This window comes from Streptomyces canus (assembly GCF_001514145.1).
Lineage (GTDB): Bacteria > Actinomycetota > Actinomycetes > Streptomycetales > Streptomycetaceae > Streptomyces > Streptomyces canus.
On sequence record NZ_KQ948659.1, the window covers coordinates 35,399 to 54,761 of the forward strand.

Genomic DNA, 19,363 nt, shown 5'->3' on the forward strand with positions numbered 1-19,363 from the left:
GAACGGCCGCCACCTGGAACTCATTCGTCCGACACCTGACTGTTGTGTACGCGCCAAGCGGGAGTAGTCCTGGACCACTCCAATTGGTCTCTGCATCCATCAGTCAGGGGAGGACCGGATGACACACGACCCCCGCAGGTCTCAGCACACCCCAGAACTCCGCGCCGCCGTACGCCACTTACCCCGCCGCCGCTTCCTGACCGTCACCGCGGCGGCAGCCGCCCTCGCCTTCTCCGTGAACCTGCCGGCCGCCGGCACCGCGAGCGCCGCTGAGCTGGACGCCGCGAAGATCACCGAGGACCCCTTCACGCTCGGCATCGCCTCCGGCGACCCGTTGCCCACGTCCGTGCTCCTGTGGACCCGCCTCGCCCCCACCCCCTACCAGCCCGACGGCGGCCTGCCGGCCGAACGCGTCACGGTCCACTGGGAGGTGGCGCACGACGAGAGATTCCACCGCGTCGCCAGAAGCGGCACGGCCGTCGCCCACCCCGAGTTCAACCACACCGTGCACGCCGAGGTGAACCACCTCGACTCCGACCGGGACTTCTTCTACCGCTTCCGCGTCGGCAGGTGGATCAGCCCGACCGGCCGCACCCGCACCGCCCCGGCCCCCGGCAGCCGCAACCGGCAGCTCACCTTCGCGGGCGTCTCCTGCCAGGCGTACACCGACGGCTACTGGACGGCGTACCGCCATCTCGCCGACGAGGACGTCGACATGGTCCTCCACTTCGGCGACTACCTCTACGAGTACGCGGTCAACTCGGTCGGCGGTTACCGCAACTACACCGACCGGACCGTCCCCGGCATCTTCAACCACGAGACGGTGACCCTGGAGGACTACCGCCTGCGGTACGCCCTCTACAAGACCGACCCCGACCTGATCGCCGCCCACGCGGCACACCCCTTCGTGGTCACCTGGGACGACCACGAGACCGAGAACAACTACGCCGACGACATCCCCGAGAACAGCGTCCCGCCGGAGGAGTTCCTGCTGCGCCGGGCCGCCGCATACCGCGCCTACTGGGAGAACCAGCCGCTGCGCCGCCCGCAGCTGCCGGTGGGCCCCGACGCGCAGCTCTACCGCCGCCTGCACTGGGGCCGGCTCGCCCAGTTCGACATCCTCGACACCCGCCAGTACCGCTCCGACCAGGCCTACGGCGACGGCCTCCAGCTGCCCGGGCCGGTGATCGACGACCCGGAGCGCACGATGACCGGGGACCGGCAGGAGCGCTGGCTGCTCGACGGCTGGCGCGACTCACGGGCCCTGTGGAACGTCGTACCGCAACAGGTCAACTTCTCCCAGCGCAAGCTGGACCTCAACCCCGTCTCCAAGCTCTCCATGGACTCCTGGGACGGTTACCGTGCCTCACGCCGCCGCATCCTGGACGGCGCGAAGGCGGCCGGCATCGAGAACCTGATGGTCCTCACCGGGGACGTGCACGTCGCCTACGCCTACGACATCAAGGACGACTTCGACGACCCGTCCTCCCGCACCCTCGGCACCGAGATCGTCCCCACGTCGATCTCCAGCGGCCGGGACGGCGCCGAGCACCTCCCGACCTGGGAGACGTACACGAAGGCCAACCCGCACATGAAGTTCTACGACGGCCGGCGCGGTTACGGGATCATCCGGCTGGACCGTGAGCAGGGGCGGGCCGACTTCAAGGTCGTGCCGTATGTGACCACGCCCGGGGCGCCCGTCCTCACGGCCGCGTCCTTCATGACGAGGGTGGGGGACCAGGGGCTCAGGCAGGTGTGAGTTCCGGCTCACCCGCCTCGCTCGGATAGCGGACGCCGATCCGGTCCCGTACCGCGTCGAGCGTCCGCATCACGGCCAGCGTGCCGTCCAGCGGCACCAGCGGGGACTGCGTCTCACCGGCCCGCACCGCGCGCATCACCTCGCGGGCCTCGTGCTTGAGGCTGTTGCGGGGCCCGTCGGCCGGGTCGGCGACGAACTCCTCCGGGTCGCGCCCGTCGCGGTGCAGGACGAAACGGTCCGGGTGGAAGAAGCCGTTCGGGATGTCGATCCGGCCCAGCGAGCCGGTGACCGACGCGATCGTGGCGGTGCCGCCGGTCAGGGAGCAGTGCAGGGAGGCGAGCGCCCCGCTGTCCCAGGACAGCAGCGCACCCGTCTGCAGGTCCACGCCCTCCTCGGAGAGCACCGCCTTGGCCGTGACGTCCGTGGGTTCCCCGAGCAGCAGCTGCGCGAGCGACACCGGATACACCCCGAGGTCGAGGAGCGCGCCCCCGCCCTGCGCCGGGTCCCGCAGCCGGTGCGCGGGCGGGAAGGGCCCGGCGAGCCCGAAGTCGGCCTGCACCGTGCGGATCTCGCCGATCGCGCCGTCGTCGACGAGGGCCTTGAGCCGTCGGATCAGCGGGTTGCAGTACATCCACATGGCCTCCATGAGGAAGCGGTCGTGCTCCTTCGCGAGCGCGACGAGCTCCTCGGCCTCCCGCGCGTTCAGCGTGAACGCCTTCTCGCACAGCACGTTGCGGCCGGCCTCCAGACACAGACCGGCGGCGGCGCGGTGCGCCGAGTGCGGGGTGGCGACGTACACGACATCGATGTCCGCGTCCTCGGCCAGGGCGCCCCAGTCGCCGTACGCCCGCTCGATCCCGAACCGCTCCGCGAACACCTTCGCCGAGGCCTCGGACCGCGAGGCCACCGCGACCACCTCCGCGTCGGGCAGATCCACCAGGTCCGCGGTGAACGCCGCCGCGATCCCGCCCGTCGCCAGAATCCCCCAGCGCACGCTCTGCTCCGTCGTCATCCCGGTCCCACCCTCGCTCACGTGACCCTCGGCACTCTGTACGAGCTGAGAGCATAGGTGCCGGATCATTCGGAGAGGGAGGGGCACATGCCCGAGCAGGGGGCACCGACACCGCACCTGGAGCAGGGGGCGGCCGCGGCGGACAAGGCGCCATCCACCGTCGCCGTCCGCCGCACCGGCCTGCTCGTCACCCTGCTCCTCGGCGGCCTCACCGCCACGCCGCCGCTGGCGATGGACATGTACCTCCCCTCGCTGCCGGAGGTCACCGACGCCCTGCACGCGCCCGCCGCCACCGTCCAGCTCACCCTCACCGCCTGTCTGCTCGGCATGGCCCTCGGACAGCTGGTGGTCGGCCCGATGAGCGACCGCTGGGGCCGCAGGCGCCCGCTGCTCGCCGGTCTCGTCGTGTACGTCGTCGCCACCGCGCTGTGCGCCGTCGCGCCGACGGTCGAGTTCCTGGTCGGCTTCCGGCTGGCGCAGGGTCTCGCGGGCGCGGCGGGCATAGTGATCGCCCGGGCCGTGGTCCGGGACCTGTACGACGGCGTGGCGATGGCCCGCTTCTTCTCCACCCTCATGCTGATCGGCGGGGTCGCGCCGATCGTCGCACCGCTGATCGGCGGGCAGATCCTGCGGGTGACGGACTGGCGGGGTGTGTTCGTGGTCCTGACGGCCATCGGCGCGCTGCTCGCCGCCCTGGTCTGGGTGCGGCTGCCCGAGACCCTGCCGGCGGCCGAGCGGCACACCGGCGGCGTCGGCGAGGCCCTGCACTCGATGCGCCGTCTCCTCGCCGACCTGCCCTTCACCGGCTACCTGCTCACCGGCGGCTTCGCCTTCGCCGCGCTGTTCGCCTACATCTCGGCGTCCCCCTTCGTGATCCAGGAGATCTACGGCGCCTCCCCGCAGACCTTCAGCCTGCTGTTCGGCGTGAACTCCGTCGGGCTGGTCGTCGTCGGCCAGATCAACGGCAAGGTGCTGGTGGGCAGGGTGAGCCTGGACCGCGCCCTGGGCGTGGGCCTGCTGATCGTGACGGCGGCGGCCGCGGCGTTGCTGCTGATGGCGACGGGGACCTTCGGCGAGGTGGGCCTGGCTCCCGTCGCCGCCGCGCTCTTCGTCCTGATGTCGGCGATGGGCGTCACCCTGCCCAACGCCCAGTCCCTCGCCCTCCTGCGCACCAAGCACTCCGCCGGCTCCGCCTCCGCCCTGCTCGGCACGTCCTCCTTCCTCATCGGTGCGATCGCCTCCCCGCTGGTCGGGATGGCCGGGGAGGACACGGCCGTCCCGATGGCGGTCGTCCAACTGGCGGCAGCACTGGTAGCGCTCACCTGTTTCATGGCAATGTGCCGTTCTGGGAACAGGCGTGCGACTACGGAGGGAGTAGAGAGCTGAGCGCACCGAGACTGCGCATCGACACACCGGAACGGGCCGGGCTCGACCCCGGGGAACTCCGGCTTCTCGTCCGGGAGTTCCACGCCCTGACCACCGGCGCACGCCCCTGGGCCCCGGGCGCCGTCCTGGCCGCCGGGCGCGGCCCGGTGATCGCCGTGGAGGAGGCGTCGGGCTGGGCCGTCCGCTACGCGTCCTACGACCCCGAAGCCGACGCGGGCATGGAACTGCCCGCGAGCGAACGCGTCCCCGTCCGGGTGGACACCCCCTTCGACCTGGCATCGCTCACCAAGCTGTTCACGGCCGTGGCCGCGGTGCAGCAGATCGAGCGCGGCACGCTGGGCATAGACGCGCGCGTGGGGGCCTACCTGCCCGACTTCACGGCGGCCGCGACGCACTCCGTCACCGTCCGCGAGCTGCTCACCCACACCTCGGGACTGCGCCCCGAACTCCCTCTCCACGACTGCGGCAGCGACGAGGAGCGCCTGAACCTCCTGCGCGCCGAGCCGCCCATCGGCGTCCCCGGCACCTACACCTACTCCGACCTCAATCCGCTCCTCCTCCAGCACGTCCTCGAACGCATCACCGGCCGCCCCCTCGACGCCCTCGTCCACGAGGGCATCACCCGCCCCCTCGGCATGACGTCCACCCGCTTCGGCCCCTGCCCGCGAGCGGCGGCCACGGAGGACCAGCGCCGGCCGTGGGCCAAGGCGGACCGGGGGATGCTGCGGGGCCTGGTCCACGACGAGAACGCGTGGTCGCTGGGCGGAGTGGCAGGCCACGCGGGCCTCTTCTCGACCGCCCGCGACCTCGCGATCTTCTGCCGGACACTGCTGGCGGGCGGCGCGTACGGCCCCGCCCGCATCCTCGGCCCGGACTTCGTGGAGCTGCTGCTGACCCCCCCGGGGCTGGGCTTCGCCATCGACCAGAAGTGGTTCATGGGCGAGCTCGCCGGGCGGGGCGCGGCGGGCCACACGGGCTTCACGGGCACGTCCCTGGTCCTGGACCCGGCGACGGACACCTTCGTCGTACTGCTGGCCAACACGGTCCACCCGCGAAGACGCCCCCCGGACAACAGACCGAGGGCGCAGGCGGCGACGAGGGTGGCGCGGGCGGTGAGGGGGACGTGAGGGTTTTCAGCCCGTCCGGCGTTTGAGGACGAGGCCCCTTCAGGGCCGAGGGGGGTCTGGGGGCGCAGCCCCCGGCGGGGTCGAAGGGGCAGCGCCCCTGGGGACGGGACGGGTAGGGGCGGCGGGGGCGAGAAAACCGGCGAGGCCCACCCCCACCGGCCGCCCATAGAATCCTCGGGTGACCGCCCCCGCACGCCCGTCCGAAACCCTCCGCACCGCCCTCGGCACCCTCCTGGAGGGCCTCCCCCCGAAGCAGGCGGCGCAGGCGGTGGACCGCCTGATCGCCAACTACCGCGGAACCACCCCCACCGACACCCCGATCCTCCGCGACCGCGCGGACGTGGCCGCCTACGCCGCGTACCGCATGCCCGCCACCTTCGAGGCGGTCCACGCGGCCCTGGAGGCGTTCGCCGAGGCCACCCCCGACTGGACCCCCGCCAGTCACAGCGACGTCGGCGGCGGGACCGGCGCCGCCACCTGGGCCGTCACCGCCACCTGGCCGGGCGACCGCGCGGTCACCGTCCTCGACTGGTCCGACCCCGCGCTCGCCCTCGGCCGCGAGATCGCCACCGCGAACCCGGCACTGCGCGACGCCCACTGGCAGCGCACCAGGATCGGCAAGGACCTCACCCTGCCCGCCACGGACCTGGTCACCGTCTCCTACGTCCTCAACGAACTCACCCCCGCCGACCGCACCGCCCTCGTGGACACCGCGGCGGCGTCGGCGCAGACGGTCGTGATCGTCGAGGCCGGCACCCCCGCCGGGTACGCCCGCGTCATCGAGGCCCGCGACCGGCTGATCGCCGCCGGCTTCCGTGTCGCCGCGCCCTGCCCGCACAGCGCCGCGTGCCCGATCGTCCCTGGCGAGGACTGGTGCCACTTCTCGGCGAGGGTCAGCCGGTCGTCCCTCCACCGTCAGGTCAAGGGCGGCTCACTGGCGTACGAGGACGAGAAGTTCAGCTACGTGGCGGCGACCCGACTCCCCGCCACTCCGGCGTCCGCCCGGGTGATCCGCCGGCCGCAGATCCGCAAGGGACAGGTGCTCCTCGACCTGTGCGAGCCCGACGAGCACCTGACCCGCCGCACGGTCACCAAACGGCACGGTGACCTGTACAAGGCGGCGAGGGACGCGGCGTGGGGCGACCCCTGGCCCCCGTCGGACAGGCCGTAGCCCCGGTCCGCGGTGGCCCGGTCACGACGAAGCCGCTTCCCCCTCCCGCTTCTCCTGGAGTTTCCGCAACAGCTCACGCTTGTCCGCCCGCGGGTCCCGCGCGCCGCCGATCTGGCCGTCGCGGTCGCCGCCGCGCAGGGCCTTGCGGCCGATGTTGCTGCGTGTGCCGCCGACTCCGAGCATGCCGCCCGATCCACCTCGTGCCATGACCTGCTCCTTCACTCATCCGACTCATGACGATACGTATCGTCTCGCCCAACGCATCCACTCTCCGGCGAGACGCACCGTCTTGTCAACCTGGTAAGTTCGCCCCATGGCCACCCACAACTCCAAGCAGCCCGCCGCCCCCGACACCACCCGGCGCAGCGAGAAGTCCCGCCGCGCCATCTACGACGCCGCCCTCGACCTCGTCGCCGAGGTCGGCTACCCCAAGACCACGATCGAGGGGATCGCCGCCCGTGCCGGTGTCGGCAAGCAGACGATCTACCGCTGGTGGTCGTCGAAGGCGGAGGTGCTGATGGAGGCCTTCCTCGACCTGAGCGAGCAGGCGGCACGGGAGGCCGGCCCCGAGGCGACGTACACCATTCCGGACACCGGTGATCTCGCCGCCGACCTCAAGGCCGTACTGCGACTCACCGTGGACCAGCTCAAGGACCCCCGCTTCGAGGCCCCCTCCCGCGCCCTGGCCGCCGAGGGCGTGGTCAACGAGCAGGTCGGCCGGGCCTTCATGGCCAAGCTCCTCGAACCGTCGCTCCAGCTGTACGTCGACCGGGTGCGCGCCGCCCAGGAGGCCGGCCAGGTGCGCCCCGAGATCGACCCGCGCATCGCCCTCGAACTCTGGGTCTCCCCCCTCGCCCAGCGCTGGCTCCAGTACACCGGCCCGATCACCTACGACTACACCGACACCCTCGTCGACTACGCCCTCCACGGCATCGCACCCCGCTGAGTGCCTCCCCTCGCTTCCGGACCCCCGGAGCCCAGGAAAGTGGGACCATAAGGCATGCTGTTCCGCACGACAGCGAGGCGAGGGCGATAGATGAGCGCGGAGTCGGGAGGCCGGACCGGCCTGCAGGGCAAACTCTCCCAGTGGCTGCGCGGACGCCGGCCGAAGGAGGCCGACGCCGGGCACGAAGGCGGTCGTGAGGCCCTGCTGCTGGCCGCTGCCTCAGCGGGACTCCCGCTCGCGCCCGCCGCGCATCCCGCCCCCGGCTACCGGTGTTCCTGTGACCGTGTCGGCTGTCCCACCCCGGCCCGGCACCCGGTGTCCTTCGCCTGGCAGACCCAGTCGACCACCGACCGCGCGCAGATCGAGCGCTGGGCCCGGCACCAGCCGCAGGCCAACTTCATCACCGCGACCGGCATGGTCCACGACGTCCTCGACGTCCCCCTGGAAGCCGGACGGGAAGCGCTCGAGCGGCTTCTCGGCTCCGGGATCGAGGTCGGACCCGTCGCCGAGAGCGACGACGGCCGGCTCCTGTTCTTCACCCTCACCCGCGGCACCCCCGAGGACGAGGACGAGTGGTGGCCGTGCGAACTGGACTGCCACCCCGAGACGGCCGACGAACACCCCGGCCTGCGCTGGCACTGCCGGGGTTCCTACGTCCTCGTACCGCCCGCCCGGCTGCCCGGCGACCAGGCCGTGCACTGGGTCCGCGGCCCCGAACACCCGCTGCCCGACCCGCTGAGCCTCCTGGAAGTCCTCACCGACGCCTGCTCCCGCTACGTCGGCGAGGAGCCGGACCACGAGAACGCGGCCTGGCCCCTGCGCCGGTAGCGAGCGGGCCGGTCTCTACGAACCCTTCGCGGACGTCAGGCCCTGGATCCGGCCGAGCACGGTGACCTGCTGCTCGCCCGCGCCCTTCGGCGGGTCGACGGCCACCGAGTTGGAGACGATCTCCATCGTCAGGGACTGCTTGATCTCGCCGGTCGTCAGGGCCCGCACGGCATCGTTGGTGGGGATCGAGGTGCCCGGGGCGGCCGTCTGCTTCGTGTAGAGGTGCGTGGCGAAGAACACCAGCGCCCCGCCGTCCGTCGTGCGCAGGGCCAGCGGTTGGTAGTCGCCGCTCGTCATCGGTTCGTCGATGTACTGGGTGACCAGGCCCGGCCGCTTTCCGTCCTTCTCGCGCGCCGCACGCCAGGTGCTGGTGTACGCGCCGTCCGCGAAGGTGTCGCCGCCGCTCTTGAGATAGGTCGCGTACTCCTGGCCCACCTCGCCGGGCGGGACGGCCAGTTCGGCCGAGTTCACCGGCACCGTCTCGCCCCAGCCGTCCGCGTCCTTCTTGAACTGCGGCACCTTGCCCTCGGCCACCAGCGTCAGATACGCCACCTGGAACGGCTCGTCGAGGCCGTTGCGGGTGAACACGAGCAGCCAGCGCGCGGTGCCGCCCTTGTTGCCGGCCGCGTCGGCGACGAACCAGCGCGGCCAGCCCGCCTTCTTCGGGATGGTGTACGTCACGTCCGACAGCTTCAGCGGTGTGTGCGTGGCATTGCCGCTCGGGCTGTTGGCCTTGCCGGCCTTCAGCCGCGCCGCGTCGATGGCACCGAGCGCCCCGGAGACGTGGGCGGCGTCCAACGAGCTGTCGTACGCCTTGTCCGCAGCGTTGTACGCGCTCGTGAACTGCTGGAGCGCCTTGGCGGCCTCCGCCTTGGTGGTCGCGGGGAGCACCTCCCGCTCGCCGTGCACCACCATGCATCCGCTCGCCGTCAACGACAAAGCGGTCACAGAGGCTGCTATCAGTGCGCTCCGGTCAAGCCTGCGGAGCCTTCGAGGGCCGCGATCCCTGCTCATCAGGTGCCTTCACCTTCCCCTTCCCGGAGGCGAACCCTACCGGGGCGAGGAAGAGCGCGAGCGTCGGGATCAAGTACAGCAGCCACACCGTGACCTGAAGGACCGTCGGATCAGGCTGGAAGTTGAACACGCCCTTGAGGAGCGTGCCGTACCAGCTGTCCGGCGGGATGGTGTCGCTGATGTCGAAGGCCCTGTTGGTGAGGCCCGGCAGCCAGTCGGCCTCCTGGAGGTCGTGGAAGCCGTACGCCAGCACACCGGCGGCCACGACGACCAGCATGCCGCCCGTCCAGGTGAAGAACTTGGCCAGGTTGATCCGCAGGGCTCCGCGGTAGAACAGCCAGCCCAGGAAGACCGCCGTCAGGATGCCCAGGGCCGCGCCGACCAGCGGGCGGGGGGTGCCGTCGCCGGCCGCGTGCACCGACGCCCACACGAACAGGGCGGTCTCCAGGCCCTCCCGGCCCACCGCGAGGAACGCGGTGGCGACCAGGGCGGCGGTGCCCATCTGCAGGGCGGCGTCCAGCTTGCCGTGCAGTTCGGACTTCAGGTGCCGGGCGGTGCGCCGCATCCAGAAGACCATCCAGGTCACCAGGCCGACCGCGAGGATCGACAGGGAACCGCCGAGCGCCTCCTGCGCCTCGAACGTCAGCTCCTGCGAGCCGAATTCGAGCGCGCACCCGAAACCGAGGGCGAGCGCGACCGCGACACCGATGCCGATCCAGATGGGCCTCAGGGCGTCCCGGCGGCCCGTCTTCACCAGGTAGGCGATGAGGATGCAGACGACCAGGCTGGCTTCCAGGCCCTCTCGCAGACCGATCAGGTAGTTGGAGAACACGGGTCAGGCCTCCTTGGAGAACAGCGTGCTGCCCCACCAGTCGTCCTTGTCACGGACGCCGGGTGGGACGGCGAAGACCGCCGAACCCACGTGCTGGATGTACTCGTTGAGCGCGTCCGTGGCCAGATGGCGCTGGATCCGGATGAAGCCCTCGCGGACGTCCTTCTGGTAGGCGAGGAAGAACAGACCCGCCTCCAGCCGGCCGAGTCCGTCCGTGCCGTCGGTGAAGGAGTACCCGCGGCGCAGGATCGTCGCCCCGTGGTTGGAGTCGGGGTGCGCGAGCCGGACGTGCGCGTCGGGCTTCATCGCCGGCAGGAACGGCTTGTCGCGCTCCTTGGCCTTGCCGACCGGGGCGCCCTCGCCCTTGTCCCGGCCGATGATGTCCTCCTGCTCCTGCAGCGAGGTGCGGTCCCAGGTCTCGATGTGCATACGGATACGGCGGGCGACGAGGTATGAGCCGCCGTTCATCCACGGGGCGTCCTTGGCCTCCTTGGCGGAGTCCACCCACACGAACTTCTTCAGCCGGTCCGTCTCCGTGCCCGCGATGTTGCGGGTGCCGTCCTTGAAACCCAGCAGGTTGCGCGGGGTCTGCGCGTCGGGCGTCGTCGAGGACGTCTTGCCGAAGCCGAGCTGCGACCACTTGATGACGACCTTGCCGAAGCCGATCCGGGCGAGGTTGCGGATCGCGTGCACGGCGACCTGCGGGTCGTCCGCGCAGGCCTGGACGCACAGGTCGCCGCCGCTGCGGTTCCTGTCGAGGTTGTCCCCGGCGAACTGGGGGAGGTCGACGAGCGCCTCGGGCCGCTGGTCGGCCAGGTCGAACTTCCCGAAGAGGGACGGCCCGAAGCCGATCGTCAGCGTCAGCCGCGACGGCTTGAGCCCGAGCGCCTCCCCGGTGTCGTCCGGCGGAGCCTCGGCGAGACCGCCGTACGCCCCTTCGCCGACCGCCTTCCCCGCGGTCATCCGCCGCGCGGCCGCCGTCCAGTCCTTGAGCATCTGCACGAACTCGGCGCGGTCCTCCGTCGTCACGTCGAACGCGGCGAAGTGCAGCCGGTCCTGCACGGGGGTGGCGATGCCCGCCTGGTGGGTGCCGTGGAACTCGACGGCGGCACCGGCCTCGGCCGCGGTCGGTTCGATGTCGTCGCCGGTACGGGTCATCGCGACCGCGCCACCGGCAGCGGCGGCACCGAGCGCGAGCCCGGCCCCGCCCCAGCCGATCAGCGCACGGCGCGAGGGAGCCGGATCCTTTGCTGTGTCCGTCATGACCCCTGCCTCAGGAAGACTTGGTGACGACGGCGGCGGCGAGCTTGGACAGCGGCTCCGCGAGCGCGTTCACACCGTCCGACAGCTGCTTGCGATCGGCGTCGCCGACCTTGTCGTACGAGGTGAAGTCGTAGGACGCCTTGTCGGCGCGGTACTTGTCCAGGAGCGTGTTCAGCGCGGCGAACTGCTTGTCGAGCTCGGTGACCAGGGCCGCGTTGTTCTCCTGGGCGACCGGCTTCAGCAGCGCGTACGACTTCTCGGCGCCCTCGACGTTGGCCTTGAAGTCGACGAGGTCGGTGTGCGAGTAGCGCTCCTCCTCGCCGGTGACCTTGCCGGTGGCGACCTCGTCGAGGAGCTCCTTGGCGCCGTTGGCCATCGAGGTCGGGGTGATGTCCGCCTTGCCGACCCGGTTCTGCCAGTCGGTGAGGTCGGTGATCAGCTGGTCGGCGAGGGTCTTGTCCTCGGCGGTGATCTTCTTGTCCTGCCAGAGGGACTTCTCGAGCCGGTGCCAGCCGGTCCACTTCTGCCCGCCCTCCAGCCCGTCCGCCCGCACATCGACCTTCGGGTCGATGTCACCGAAGGACTCGGCGACCGGCTCGGTGCGCTCCCAGCCGATCCGGGAGGGGGCGTAGGCCTTCTTGGCGGCCTCGAGATCGCCGGCCTTGACCGCGGCGGCGAAGGTCTTCGCGAGCGGCAGGGTGGCGTCGGCCTGCTCCTGCGCGTACTTGCGGTACGCGGCGACGGCCGAGTCGAGGCGCGGGTCGCGCTTGGCCACGGACCCGCCGGTGGCCTTGACCTCCTGCCGGATGCCGTCACCCTTCATGCCGGGCTTGCAGGCGATCGTGTAGTCGCCGGCCTTCACCTCGGCGGTGACCTTCTGCTTGGTGCCGGGGCCGATGTTCTCGCGCTCGGTGACGATCCGGTCGTCCGGGAAGAGGACGTAGACCTCGGTGACCTTGGAGCCCTTGTTCTCGATGGCGAGCTCCACATGGCCGGCCGGGAACGCCTTCTTGGAGACCTCGCACTTGCTGTCGGTCGCGGTCACGTCGATCACGCGGTCGCTGTCGCCCGAGCTTCCCTTCTCCGTGCACCCCGTGACGGCGGTCAGGGCCGCCACGGCGGTGAAGGTGAGGACGGACAGTCTGGCGGCACGCATACGAGCTCCTGAGGGTTGGTGAGGCTCGCCTAACTTATCTGAGGCTTATCTATCTATGGCGCAAAATAACCGTCAAGGGAAGGTCAAAGGAGATTCAAAGGTTCCGCTCCGGGGTCACGTGGAAGTGCGGGGCGTGCACGGATGCTTCAATTCCTCCGTGAGTGACTACGACGTGCTGCGCGTCTTCTGCGCGCCGAACGGCGGCTACGGCAATGAGCTGGGCGTCGTCCGTGAGGGGTCCGTGATGCCGGACCGGGACGAGCGGCAGGCGTTCGCCGCGAAGCTCGGGTTCAGCGAGACCGTGTTCGTCGACGACCCCGAGCGAGGGGTCATCGACATCTACACCCCCTCCGTGCGGCTGGCCTTCGCCGGGTATCCGTGCGTCGGGGCGGCCTGGTTGCTCGACGTGCCCGAACTCGTCACGCCCGCGGGGGTCGTCGGTACCCGGCTCGACGGGGAGTTCAGCTGGATCGAGGCGCGGGCCGAGTGGGCGGCGCCGCGGACCTTCCGCCAGTACGGCACCGCCGCCGAGGTGGACGATCTGGTCGTTCCGGCGGTGGGGGAGTGGATCTACGCCTGGGCGTGGGAGGACGAGGCCGCCGGGCGGATCCGGGCCCGTGGCTTTCCCGGCCGGGGTGACGGTGTCGAGGAGGACGAGGCCACAGGCGCCGCGGCTCTCCAGCTCACGGCCGAACTCGGCCGGGCCCTGAACATCGTCCAGGGCGCCGGCTCCCAGATCCTCACGGCTCCGCAGCCGGGAGGATGGGTGGAAGTGGGAGGCCGGGTCTTCCTGGAGCGCTGAGGCTCACGCCGTTGAACGCGGCCGGGTGGGAGAGCTCCTCGAAGACGTGGAAGCGCACACCGTCGCCCTTCTTGTCGAAGCCCCAGGTCTTCTCGTGCAAAACCAGCTCGGGCCGTATGAAGGGGCCGGCCACCGGATCCGCGGCCGAATTCTCGGACCCGGTCTCCAACGCCTCGTAGACGAACCACAGTTGCTCGGAGCGACAGGGACGTACTACGGCAGCGTCAGGATCTCCGCCCCCGTCTCCGTCACCACCAGCGTGTGCTCGAACTGCGCCGTCCGCTTCCGGTCCTTCGTGACGACCGTCCACCCGTCGTCCCACATGTCGTACTCGTGCGTCCCGAGCGTCAGCATCGGCTCGATCGTGAACGTCATGCCGGGCTGAATGACCGTCGTCGCGTGCGGGCTGTCGTAGTGCGGGATGATCAGGCCGCTGTGGAAGGAGGAGTTGATGCCGTGGCCCGTGAAGTCGCGGACGACTCCGTAGCCGAAGCGCTTGGCGTACGACTCGATGACCCGGCCGATGATGTTGATCTGGCGGCCCGGCCTGACCGCCTTGATCGCGCGGGCCAGCGACTCCCGGGTGCGCTCGACCAGCAGCCGGCTCTCCTCGTCGACGTCACCCACCAGGTACGTCGCGTTGTTGTCGCCGTGCACCCCGCCGATGTACGCCGTCACGTCGAGGTTGACGATGTCGCCGTCCCGGAGCACGGTGGAGTCCGGAATGCCGTGGCAGATCACCTCGTTGAGGCTGGTGCACAGGGACTTCGGGAAGCCCCGGTAGCCGAGCGTCGACGGATAGGCGCCGTGGTCGCACATGTACTCGTGCGCCACCTTGTCCAGCTCGTCGGTGGTCACCCCGGGGGCGATCAGCTTCGCGGCCTCCGCCATCGCCCGCGCCGCGATACGGCCGGCGACCCGCATCGCCTCGACGGTCTCCGGAGTCTGCACCTCCGGACCCTTGTACGGCGTCGGCGCGGGCTTGCCGACGTACTCCGGGCGACGGATGTTTCCGGGCACGGAACGGATGGGGGAGAGTTCCCCGGGCACGAGCAGCGACTGGCCAGACATGCCGACGAGTCTATCCAGCGGCGATGGGGGAACATGTCGGAGGCGAGAGGAGCAGGTCATGCCCTTGTTCAAGAAGCGAGCGGGCGGCAAGCCGGGCGAGTGGTACTACTGCCTGGAGCACAAGAAGGTCGAGGAAGGGCCCCAGTGCCCGGCCAAGGACCGGTTCGGGCCCTACGCGAGCCGCAAGGAGGCCGAGCAGGCGATGGAGACGGCCCGCGAGCGCAACCTCGAGTGGGAGAACGACCCCAAGTGGCACGACTCTCCGGCGGGCGGCCGGGAGGACGACTGATCACACCTGGGCTGCGGCTCTCTGGTCCCGCACCTGTGCCGCGTGCTGGTCCGTGCGTGCGTCGTAGGTCATCAGTTTCGGCAGGCACAGAGCCAGCAGGCCCACGGCGCCCGCGCACAGTACCCCGCCCGACCAGACCGACGTCCGCACACCCCAATACGAGGCGAAACCGCCGGCCCTGACCTGGCCGACGGTCGGTCCCACCGAGTACGACAGCAGTTCGATCCCGGCGAGCCGGCCGCGCAGCTCGTCCGGGATCGTCTGGTTCCACATGATCCCCCGGAAGATCCCGCTGACCATGTCGCAGCCTCCGGCCACGGTCAGGAACAACAGCACCAGCCAGACGTTGCTCATGATCCCGGCCGCCGCGATGGCCAAACCCCACAGGGCTGCCGAGAGGACCACCATCCGCCCGTGCCGGTGGATCCGCGTGGTCCAGCCACTGACCAGGCTCACCAGCAGCGCGCCGAGCGGCACGCTCGCGTACATCAGGCCCAGCGACCAGTCCGCGTCCAGCTCGTCCGCGAGGAACGGCAGCAGGGCCAGCGGCATCGCCAGGAACATCGCGGCGAGGTCGACGGCGTAGGTGCCGAGGAGTTCCTTGCGCCCCCACGCGTACCGCGCGCCCTCCGCGATGGCCTTCAGCGACGGCTTGGCCGCCTCGTGGGAGGCGGGGGAGGCTGCGATCCGTACGACGAGGACGACGGACACGGCGAAGGTCAGCAGGTCCGCGCCGTATGCCCAGCCGAGGCCCGCGTAGGCCACCACCACGCCCGCCAGCGCCGGACCCGCGACCCCGCCGACCGTCCAACGGAAGGAGTTCAGCGAGGCCGCCGCCGGGAGGTGGTCGTGGGCCACGATCCGGGGCCAGAGGGAGTCGAGCGCGGGGCGCTGCACCGAGACCAGGGCGGAGGAGAGCGCGGCGACGACGTACAGCGGCCACACGGCGGGGTGCGGCAGCAGGGCGTTGAGCAGCAGGGCCACGCTCAGCAGACCCTGCCCGGCCTCGGTCCACACGATCAGCTTCCGCTTGTCCCACGCGTCCGCGAGCGCGCCGCCGTACAGCCCGAAGACGAGGAGCGGGATCAGCTCCACGGCCCCGATCGCGCCCACCGCCGCCGCCGAACCGGTCAGCTCCTTCAGCTGCACCGGCAGCGCCACGAAGGTCAGGAAGCTGCCGAAGTTCGAGATCAGCCCCGCGTACCACAGCCGCCGGAAGTCCCGGGAAGCCCGCCAGGGGGCGAGGTCGGGGAGCATGGCGCGAAGGCCGGAGGGGGGTTCGGGGGCGTCGTCGGTCACGACCGGTCATGGTCGGGGCAGGCCTCCCGGTCCGGCAACTGCTTTTCGCGGCTACCAGCGGGCGGGAGGCGGCGCGGTCAGCTGGTCGGCCAGTCGCGACAGCCGGTCCCGGAACCGCCGCCGGCCCCTGGGGGTGGGGACGGCGTTCTCTCCGGCCGCCGCACTCACCAGGTGCTGCACGGTGTCCAGGTCCAGGTCCGTGCCCTCCGGTACGGCCAGCGACTCGTGGGCCATCGCGGCGAGTTCGCCCTCGCCGGGGCCGAGGGAGAGGACCGTCGCGCCGGCCCGTCGGGCGTCGTGCACGTGCTCCAGAAGCGGGGCGCCCGGCCGGTCCGGGGACACCACCAGCAGGGTCTCGCCACGCCGGGCCGCCGCGAGTCGGCCAGGGCCGACCGACAGGTGCGCGGGGTCGGTGGGGCGCGCGTCGTGGCGTACGAGAGTGGGGGCCAGCTCCGGTGTGCCCGACCAGGCGGCCTCGTCGACCAGATGGGCCGCCAGGTGCCACGGTTCGTACTCCGGCGTGCCGACCAGGAGCAGTCCGCCGCCGTGCGAGACCACCGACCCCCGCAGTACGCCCGCGAAGCGTCGCGTGGCCCCCAACCACTCGGTCCCGGCGAGCACTTCGCGCAGCAGCGCGACCCGTACGGCGTCCATGGGCTCGCATCCTGCCGCAAGCGGACGCCGGTTACCGGTGGTTCACCCCGAATTCGCCCGAACCGGGCAGAGAGGCACCGAGGACGACGGCCCGCCGGCGCCTGCTGCGAGCCGGTCCGGATCGGGGGATCCGACCTGGCCCGGGTCGACGCCTCGCCCGTCGGGCGCCGCGACGACGCCGGGGGCCTCGCGCCTGTGACCGGATCACCTTCGGGCGGGTGCCCGTGACACCGCTCACCCGACCGGCCTGGGCGAGCGGGGCGGACGTAAAGTCGGGCCCATGACCTCTACCGACAGTGCTGCACAGAAGGCTCCCGCCAAGGACCCCTGGGACCTTCCCGACGTCTCCGGACTCGTCGTCGGCGTGCTCGGCGGGACCGGGCCGCAGGGCAAGGGCCTCGCCTACCGGCTCGCCCGCGCCGGGCAGAAGGTGATCATCGGCTCCCGGGCCGCCGACCGCGCCCAGGCCGCCGCCGACGAACTCGGGCACGGTGTCGAGGGCGCCGACAACGCCGAGACCGCGCGCCGCAGCGACATCGTGATCGTCGCCGTGCCGTGGGACGGCCACGGCAAGACGCTGGAGTCGCTGCGTGAGGAGCTCGTCGGCAAGCTCGTCGTCGACTGCGTCAACCCGCTCGGCTTCGACAAGAAGGGCGCCTACGCGCTGAAGCCGGAGGAGGGCAGCGCCGCGGAACAGGCGGCGGCCCTGCTCCCGGACTCGCGGGTCACCGCCGCCTTCCATCATCTGTCGGCGGTGCTGCTCCAGGACCCGGAGGTCGAGGAGATCGACACCGACGTCATGGTGCTCGGCGAGGAGCGGGCCGACGTGGAGATCGTGCAGGCGCTGGCCGGCCGTATCCCCGGCATGCGCGGCATCTTCGCGGGCCGGCTGCGCAACGCCCACCAGGTGGAGTCGCTGGTCGCCAACCTGATCTCGGTCAACCGGCGGTACAAGGCGCACGCGGGACTGCGGGTCACGGACGTGTGAGCCGATGGGGGACACTGGTCGGCGAAGCACAGCAGTGTCCCCCCGACAGGAGCCCGTCGACATGCCCCGCCTCGCCCTCTACGCTCTCGCCGTCTGCCTCCTCGCCGTCGCGGCGGCGGTCGTCTCCTTCATCCAGGGCAGCTGGCTGGGGATCGTGTGGGTGCTGCTGGCGGGGCTCTCGTCCAACATGTGCTGGTACTACGTCAAGCGCGGCAAGGCCGACGGCGCCTACCAGAAGCGGTAGAGGCTCCAGCCGATCGACGCCTCCGCCTCGCTGACCCCGAGTCCGTTCAGGACCGAGTGCACCAGGTCGAAGAACACGCCGTTGACCTGCGGGACCCACAGCAGCGCGAACACGAACAGCAGGCCGAAGGGGGCGAAGGGCTCGATCTGGCGCTTGACGTCGTGCGAGAGCCAGGGCTCGATGATGCCGTAGCCGTCCAGGCCCGGGACGGGCAGGAAGTTCAGGATCGCGGCGGAGACCTGGAGCAGGGCGAGGAAGGCCAGCGCGAAGCGGAACTCCAGCGGTACGCCGTCGAGGGCGTCCAGCCAGAACGGGGCTGTGCAGGCGATCGCGAACAGGACGTTCGTGAGGGGGCCCGCCGCGGAGATCAGGCTGTGCCGCCAGCGGCCGCGGATCCTGTCGCGTTCGATGAACACCGCGCCGCCGGGCAGGCCGATGCCGCCCATGATCACGAAGATGACGGGGAGCACGATGCTGAGCAGGGCATGGGTATAGGCGAGAGGGTTGAGGGTCAAGTAGCCCTTCGCCCCTATTGAGATATCGCCACTGTGCAGTGCGGTGCGTGCATGCGCGTACTCGTGCAGACAGAGGGACACGATCCAGGCGCCGGTCACGAACAGGAAGACGGCGATGTCCGTCCGCTCGGCGAATCCGGTCCAGGTGGCCCAGCCCGTCACCGCCGTCACGGCGACGATCCCGAGGAAGACCGGGCTGATCCGCCGGTCGCTGTGGCGGGTGGTGGCGGTGGTCATGGGGCTCCCTGGACTGGACCTGCGCGCGGTGGGACGGCCCGACGGTACCGGGCACAGGTGAAAACGTCTTGGGGTGGGGCGGAGGTTCCGTGGAAGGGTGGGGACATGGGGCTGTGGCACGTTTTCTACGCGGACTGGCAGATGGAGTGCTGCGGTACGCCGTTCTCGGTGGGGGAGGAAGTGCGCTGGCCGCTGCTGTTCCATGCCGCCGACGACGTCCTCGGGGGCGGCTGGCGGGACCAGCTCACCGAGCTCGCCGGCGCGGTGGAGCAGGGCACCGAGCGGGTGCTGCGGGACAGGAGAGGCCTGGTCGTCGGGGTCGGGGAGAGCGTTGCGGCAACGGACGGCTCGGACCGGCTCGTCGGGCTGCTCACGGTCGAGACGCACGGGGGCCGGCTGCCCGAGGTCCGCGGCCGGGTGCGGTGCGTGCAGGTCGTGACACAGGAGTACGGCGAGACGGAGCCGGGTTCGAGGACCTGGGAGCCGGTGCCGGGGCGCCGGTCGCTGCGGTCGGTGGACGCGAGCCCGAAGTGGTTCGCCGGCGGCGGGGGCGCGCGGTCCGAGGCGGGGCTCGTGGTCACCCTGGAGGTCCCGGACACGGACTCGGCGTTGTCGCACACCGTCCGCAGGACCCGGGGCATCCCGCCCGGCTCGCCGCCCGGTACGGAGACCGAGGGCCTGCCGGCCGACGAGCTCGCCGAGCTGCTGGCGGGGCTGAGCGGGGCGTGAGCCCGCGGTGGTGGGGGTCCGGGCCGCGCTCACGGCGACTG

The 19,363-nt window shown here is 71.2% G+C and carries 21 protein-coding genes and 1 pseudogene; 11 read left to right on the forward strand and 11 right to left on the reverse strand.

Annotated features, from left to right (window positions below; translation table 11 throughout):
• Positions 1-118 precede the first annotated feature (118 nt).
• Complete coding sequence (locus AQJ46_RS13835) at positions 119-1,759, forward strand: alkaline phosphatase D family protein (protein ID WP_059205899.1); 1,641 nt, start codon at positions 119-121, stop codon at positions 1,757-1,759.
• On the opposite strand, the gene AQJ46_RS13840 is transcribed toward AQJ46_RS13835, so the two are convergent.
• Positions 1,746-2,771: a Gfo/Idh/MocA family protein gene (locus AQJ46_RS13840; protein WP_059205900.1), complete on the reverse strand. Its 1,026-nt coding sequence runs from the start codon at positions 2,769-2,771 to the stop codon at positions 1,746-1,748. The genes AQJ46_RS13835 and AQJ46_RS13840 overlap by 14 nt on opposite strands.
• 87 nt (positions 2,772-2,858) lie before the next feature.
• Between AQJ46_RS13840 and AQJ46_RS13845 the strand changes: the two genes are divergently transcribed.
• From AQJ46_RS13845 to AQJ46_RS13855, 3 genes are all read left to right on the forward strand, one after another.
• Positions 2,859-4,157: a multidrug effflux MFS transporter gene (locus tag AQJ46_RS13845; RefSeq protein ID WP_059205901.1), complete on the forward strand. Its 1,299-nt coding sequence runs from the start codon at positions 2,859-2,861 to the stop codon at positions 4,155-4,157.
• A complete protein-coding gene (locus tag AQJ46_RS13850; RefSeq protein ID WP_059205902.1) occupies positions 4,109-5,284 on the forward strand; it encodes a serine hydrolase domain-containing protein in 1,176 nt (391 codons plus the stop codon). The genes AQJ46_RS13845 and AQJ46_RS13850 overlap by 49 nt, the downstream gene beginning before the upstream one ends.
• A gap of 178 nt (positions 5,285-5,462) precedes the next feature.
• Positions 5,463-6,455 carry a small ribosomal subunit Rsm22 family protein gene (locus AQJ46_RS13855; RefSeq protein WP_059205903.1) on the forward strand — a complete coding sequence of 331 codons (993 nt, stop codon included), beginning with the start codon at positions 5,463-5,465 and terminating at the stop codon, positions 6,453-6,455.
• A gap of 21 nt (positions 6,456-6,476) precedes the next feature.
• Here AQJ46_RS13855 and AQJ46_RS55445 read toward each other — a convergent pair whose 3' ends face one another.
• The gene (locus tag AQJ46_RS55445; RefSeq protein WP_159064027.1) at positions 6,477-6,662 is read right to left on the reverse strand and encodes a DUF6243 family protein; all 186 of its coding nucleotides are present in this window, start codon (positions 6,660-6,662) and stop codon (positions 6,477-6,479) included.
• A gap of 106 nt (positions 6,663-6,768) precedes the next feature.
• Between AQJ46_RS55445 and AQJ46_RS13860 the strand changes: the two genes are divergently transcribed.
• Positions 6,769-7,401: a TetR/AcrR family transcriptional regulator gene (locus tag AQJ46_RS13860; RefSeq protein WP_059205904.1), complete on the forward strand. Its 633-nt coding sequence runs from the start codon at positions 6,769-6,771 to the stop codon at positions 7,399-7,401.
• A 90-nt stretch (positions 7,402-7,491) separates the two neighbouring features.
• Positions 7,492-8,229 (forward strand): bifunctional DNA primase/polymerase, encoded by a 738-nt coding sequence (locus tag AQJ46_RS13865; RefSeq protein WP_059205905.1) that lies wholly within the window; start codon positions 7,492-7,494, stop codon positions 8,227-8,229.
• A gap of 15 nt (positions 8,230-8,244) precedes the next feature.
• On the opposite strand, the gene AQJ46_RS13870 is transcribed toward AQJ46_RS13865, so the two are convergent.
• The 4 genes from AQJ46_RS13870 to efeO are packed head-to-tail and all read right to left on the reverse strand — an operon-like array spanning position 8,245 to position 12,494.
• Positions 8,245-9,243 (reverse strand): hypothetical protein, encoded by a 999-nt coding sequence (locus AQJ46_RS13870; RefSeq protein ID WP_079072258.1) that lies wholly within the window; start codon positions 9,241-9,243, stop codon positions 8,245-8,247.
• On the reverse strand, positions 9,203-10,075 hold the full coding sequence (gene efeU, locus AQJ46_RS13875) for an iron uptake transporter permease EfeU (RefSeq protein WP_059205907.1): 873 nt from the start codon (positions 10,073-10,075) through the stop codon (positions 9,203-9,205). The genes AQJ46_RS13870 and efeU overlap by 41 nt, the downstream gene beginning before the upstream one ends.
• Positions 10,076-10,078: 3 nt before the next feature.
• Entirely contained in the window at positions 10,079-11,338 is a 1,260-nt protein-coding gene (efeB, locus tag AQJ46_RS13880) for an iron uptake transporter deferrochelatase/peroxidase subunit (protein ID WP_059205908.1), read from the reverse strand.
• Positions 11,339-11,348: 10 nt separating this feature from the next.
• Entirely contained in the window at positions 11,349-12,494 is a 1,146-nt protein-coding gene (efeO, locus tag AQJ46_RS13885; protein WP_059205909.1) for an iron uptake system protein EfeO, read from the reverse strand.
• Positions 12,495-12,651: 157 nt separating this feature from the next.
• On the opposite strand from efeO, the gene AQJ46_RS13890 reads away from it, so the two are divergent.
• Positions 12,652-13,296 (forward strand): PhzF family phenazine biosynthesis protein, encoded by a 645-nt coding sequence (locus AQJ46_RS13890; protein ID WP_059206331.1) that lies wholly within the window; start codon positions 12,652-12,654, stop codon positions 13,294-13,296.
• A gap of 13 nt (positions 13,297-13,309) precedes the next feature.
• Here AQJ46_RS13890 and AQJ46_RS57220 read toward each other — a convergent pair.
• Together AQJ46_RS57220 and map are read right to left on the reverse strand one after the other, a co-directional pair.
• Positions 13,310-13,495 (reverse strand): annotated as a pseudogene (locus tag AQJ46_RS57220) (hypothetical protein); the annotation flags it as partial.
• A gap of 14 nt (positions 13,496-13,509) precedes the next feature.
• Entirely contained in the window at positions 13,510-14,367 is an 858-nt protein-coding gene (gene map / locus AQJ46_RS13895; protein WP_059205910.1) for a type I methionyl aminopeptidase, read from the reverse strand.
• A 58-nt stretch (positions 14,368-14,425) separates the two neighbouring features.
• On the opposite strand from map, the gene AQJ46_RS13900 reads away from it, so the two are divergent.
• Positions 14,426-14,656, forward strand: coding sequence for a hypothetical protein (locus AQJ46_RS13900; RefSeq protein ID WP_059205911.1), 231 nt, complete (start codon positions 14,426-14,428; stop codon positions 14,654-14,656).
• On the opposite strand, the gene AQJ46_RS13905 is transcribed toward AQJ46_RS13900, so the two are convergent.
• Both AQJ46_RS13905 and AQJ46_RS13910 read right to left on the reverse strand, forming a co-directional pair.
• Positions 14,657-15,955: an MFS transporter gene (locus AQJ46_RS13905; RefSeq protein ID WP_208616932.1), complete on the reverse strand. Its 1,299-nt coding sequence runs from the start codon at positions 15,953-15,955 to the stop codon at positions 14,657-14,659.
• A gap of 51 nt (positions 15,956-16,006) precedes the next feature.
• On the reverse strand, positions 16,007-16,609 hold the full coding sequence (locus AQJ46_RS13910) for a hypothetical protein (protein ID WP_057613846.1): 603 nt from the start codon (positions 16,607-16,609) through the stop codon (positions 16,007-16,009).
• A gap of 280 nt (positions 16,610-16,889) precedes the next feature.
• Here AQJ46_RS13910 and npdG point away from each other — a divergent pair, with 280 nt between their 5' ends.
• Together npdG and AQJ46_RS13920 are read left to right on the forward strand one after the other, a co-directional pair.
• A complete protein-coding gene (npdG, locus tag AQJ46_RS13915; protein ID WP_059205912.1) occupies positions 16,890-17,597 on the forward strand; it encodes an NADPH-dependent F420 reductase in 708 nt (235 codons plus the stop codon).
• A 4-nt stretch (positions 17,598-17,601) separates the two neighbouring features.
• Positions 17,602-17,841 (forward strand): hypothetical protein, encoded by a 240-nt coding sequence (locus tag AQJ46_RS13920; RefSeq protein WP_079072260.1) that lies wholly within the window; start codon positions 17,602-17,604, stop codon positions 17,839-17,841.
• On the opposite strand, the gene AQJ46_RS13925 is transcribed toward AQJ46_RS13920, so the two are convergent.
• On the reverse strand, positions 17,826-18,593 hold the full coding sequence (locus tag AQJ46_RS13925) for a site-2 protease family protein (protein ID WP_059205913.1): 768 nt from the start codon (positions 18,591-18,593) through the stop codon (positions 17,826-17,828). The two genes, AQJ46_RS13920 and AQJ46_RS13925, sit on opposite strands and share 16 nt — an antisense overlap.
• A 105-nt stretch (positions 18,594-18,698) precedes the next feature.
• On the opposite strand from AQJ46_RS13925, the gene AQJ46_RS13930 reads away from it, so the two are divergent.
• The gene (locus tag AQJ46_RS13930) at positions 18,699-19,322 is read left to right on the forward strand and encodes a DUF6578 domain-containing protein (protein WP_059205914.1); all 624 of its coding nucleotides are present in this window, start codon (positions 18,699-18,701) and stop codon (positions 19,320-19,322) included.
• The last annotated feature ends 41 nt before the right edge of the window (positions 19,323-19,363 follow it).

Excerpts from the sequence above, each read along its gene's own strand:
- AQJ46_RS13835 (WP_059205899.1), top strand. The coding sequence starts at position 119 with ATGACACACGACCCCCGCAGGTCTCAGCACACCCCAGAACTCCGCGCC.
- AQJ46_RS13840 (WP_059205900.1), bottom strand. The coding sequence starts at position 2,771 with ATGACGACGGAGCAGAGCGTGCGCTGGGGGATTCTGGCGACGGGCGGG.
- AQJ46_RS13845 (WP_059205901.1), top strand. The coding sequence starts at position 2,859 with ATGCCCGAGCAGGGGGCACCGACACCGCACCTGGAGCAGGGGGCGGCC.
- AQJ46_RS55445 (WP_159064027.1), bottom strand. The coding sequence starts at position 6,662 with ATGGCACGAGGTGGATCGGGCGGCATGCTCGGAGTCGGCGGCACACGC.
- AQJ46_RS13860 (WP_059205904.1), top strand. The coding sequence starts at position 6,769 with ATGGCCACCCACAACTCCAAGCAGCCCGCCGCCCCCGACACCACCCGG.
- AQJ46_RS13865 (WP_059205905.1), top strand. The coding sequence starts at position 7,492 with ATGAGCGCGGAGTCGGGAGGCCGGACCGGCCTGCAGGGCAAACTCTCC.
- AQJ46_RS13870 (WP_079072258.1), bottom strand. The coding sequence starts at position 9,243 with ATGAGCAGGGATCGCGGCCCTCGAAGGCTCCGCAGGCTTGACCGGAGC.
- efeB (WP_059205908.1), bottom strand. The coding sequence starts at position 11,338 with ATGACGGACACAGCAAAGGATCCGGCTCCCTCGCGCCGTGCGCTGATC.
- efeO (WP_059205909.1), bottom strand. The coding sequence starts at position 12,494 with ATGCGTGCCGCCAGACTGTCCGTCCTCACCTTCACCGCCGTGGCGGCC.
- map (WP_059205910.1), bottom strand. The coding sequence starts at position 14,367 with ATGTCTGGCCAGTCGCTGCTCGTGCCCGGGGAACTCTCCCCCATCCGT.
- AQJ46_RS13900 (WP_059205911.1), top strand. The coding sequence starts at position 14,426 with ATGCCCTTGTTCAAGAAGCGAGCGGGCGGCAAGCCGGGCGAGTGGTAC.
- AQJ46_RS13910 (WP_057613846.1), bottom strand. The coding sequence starts at position 16,609 with ATGGACGCCGTACGGGTCGCGCTGCTGCGCGAAGTGCTCGCCGGGACC.
- npdG (WP_059205912.1), top strand. The coding sequence starts at position 16,890 with ATGACCTCTACCGACAGTGCTGCACAGAAGGCTCCCGCCAAGGACCCC.
- AQJ46_RS13920 (WP_079072260.1), top strand. The coding sequence starts at position 17,602 with ATGGGGGACACTGGTCGGCGAAGCACAGCAGTGTCCCCCCGACAGGAG.
- AQJ46_RS13925 (WP_059205913.1), bottom strand. The coding sequence starts at position 18,593 with ATGACCACCGCCACCACCCGCCACAGCGACCGGCGGATCAGCCCGGTC.
- AQJ46_RS13930 (WP_059205914.1), top strand. The coding sequence starts at position 18,699 with ATGGGGCTGTGGCACGTTTTCTACGCGGACTGGCAGATGGAGTGCTGC.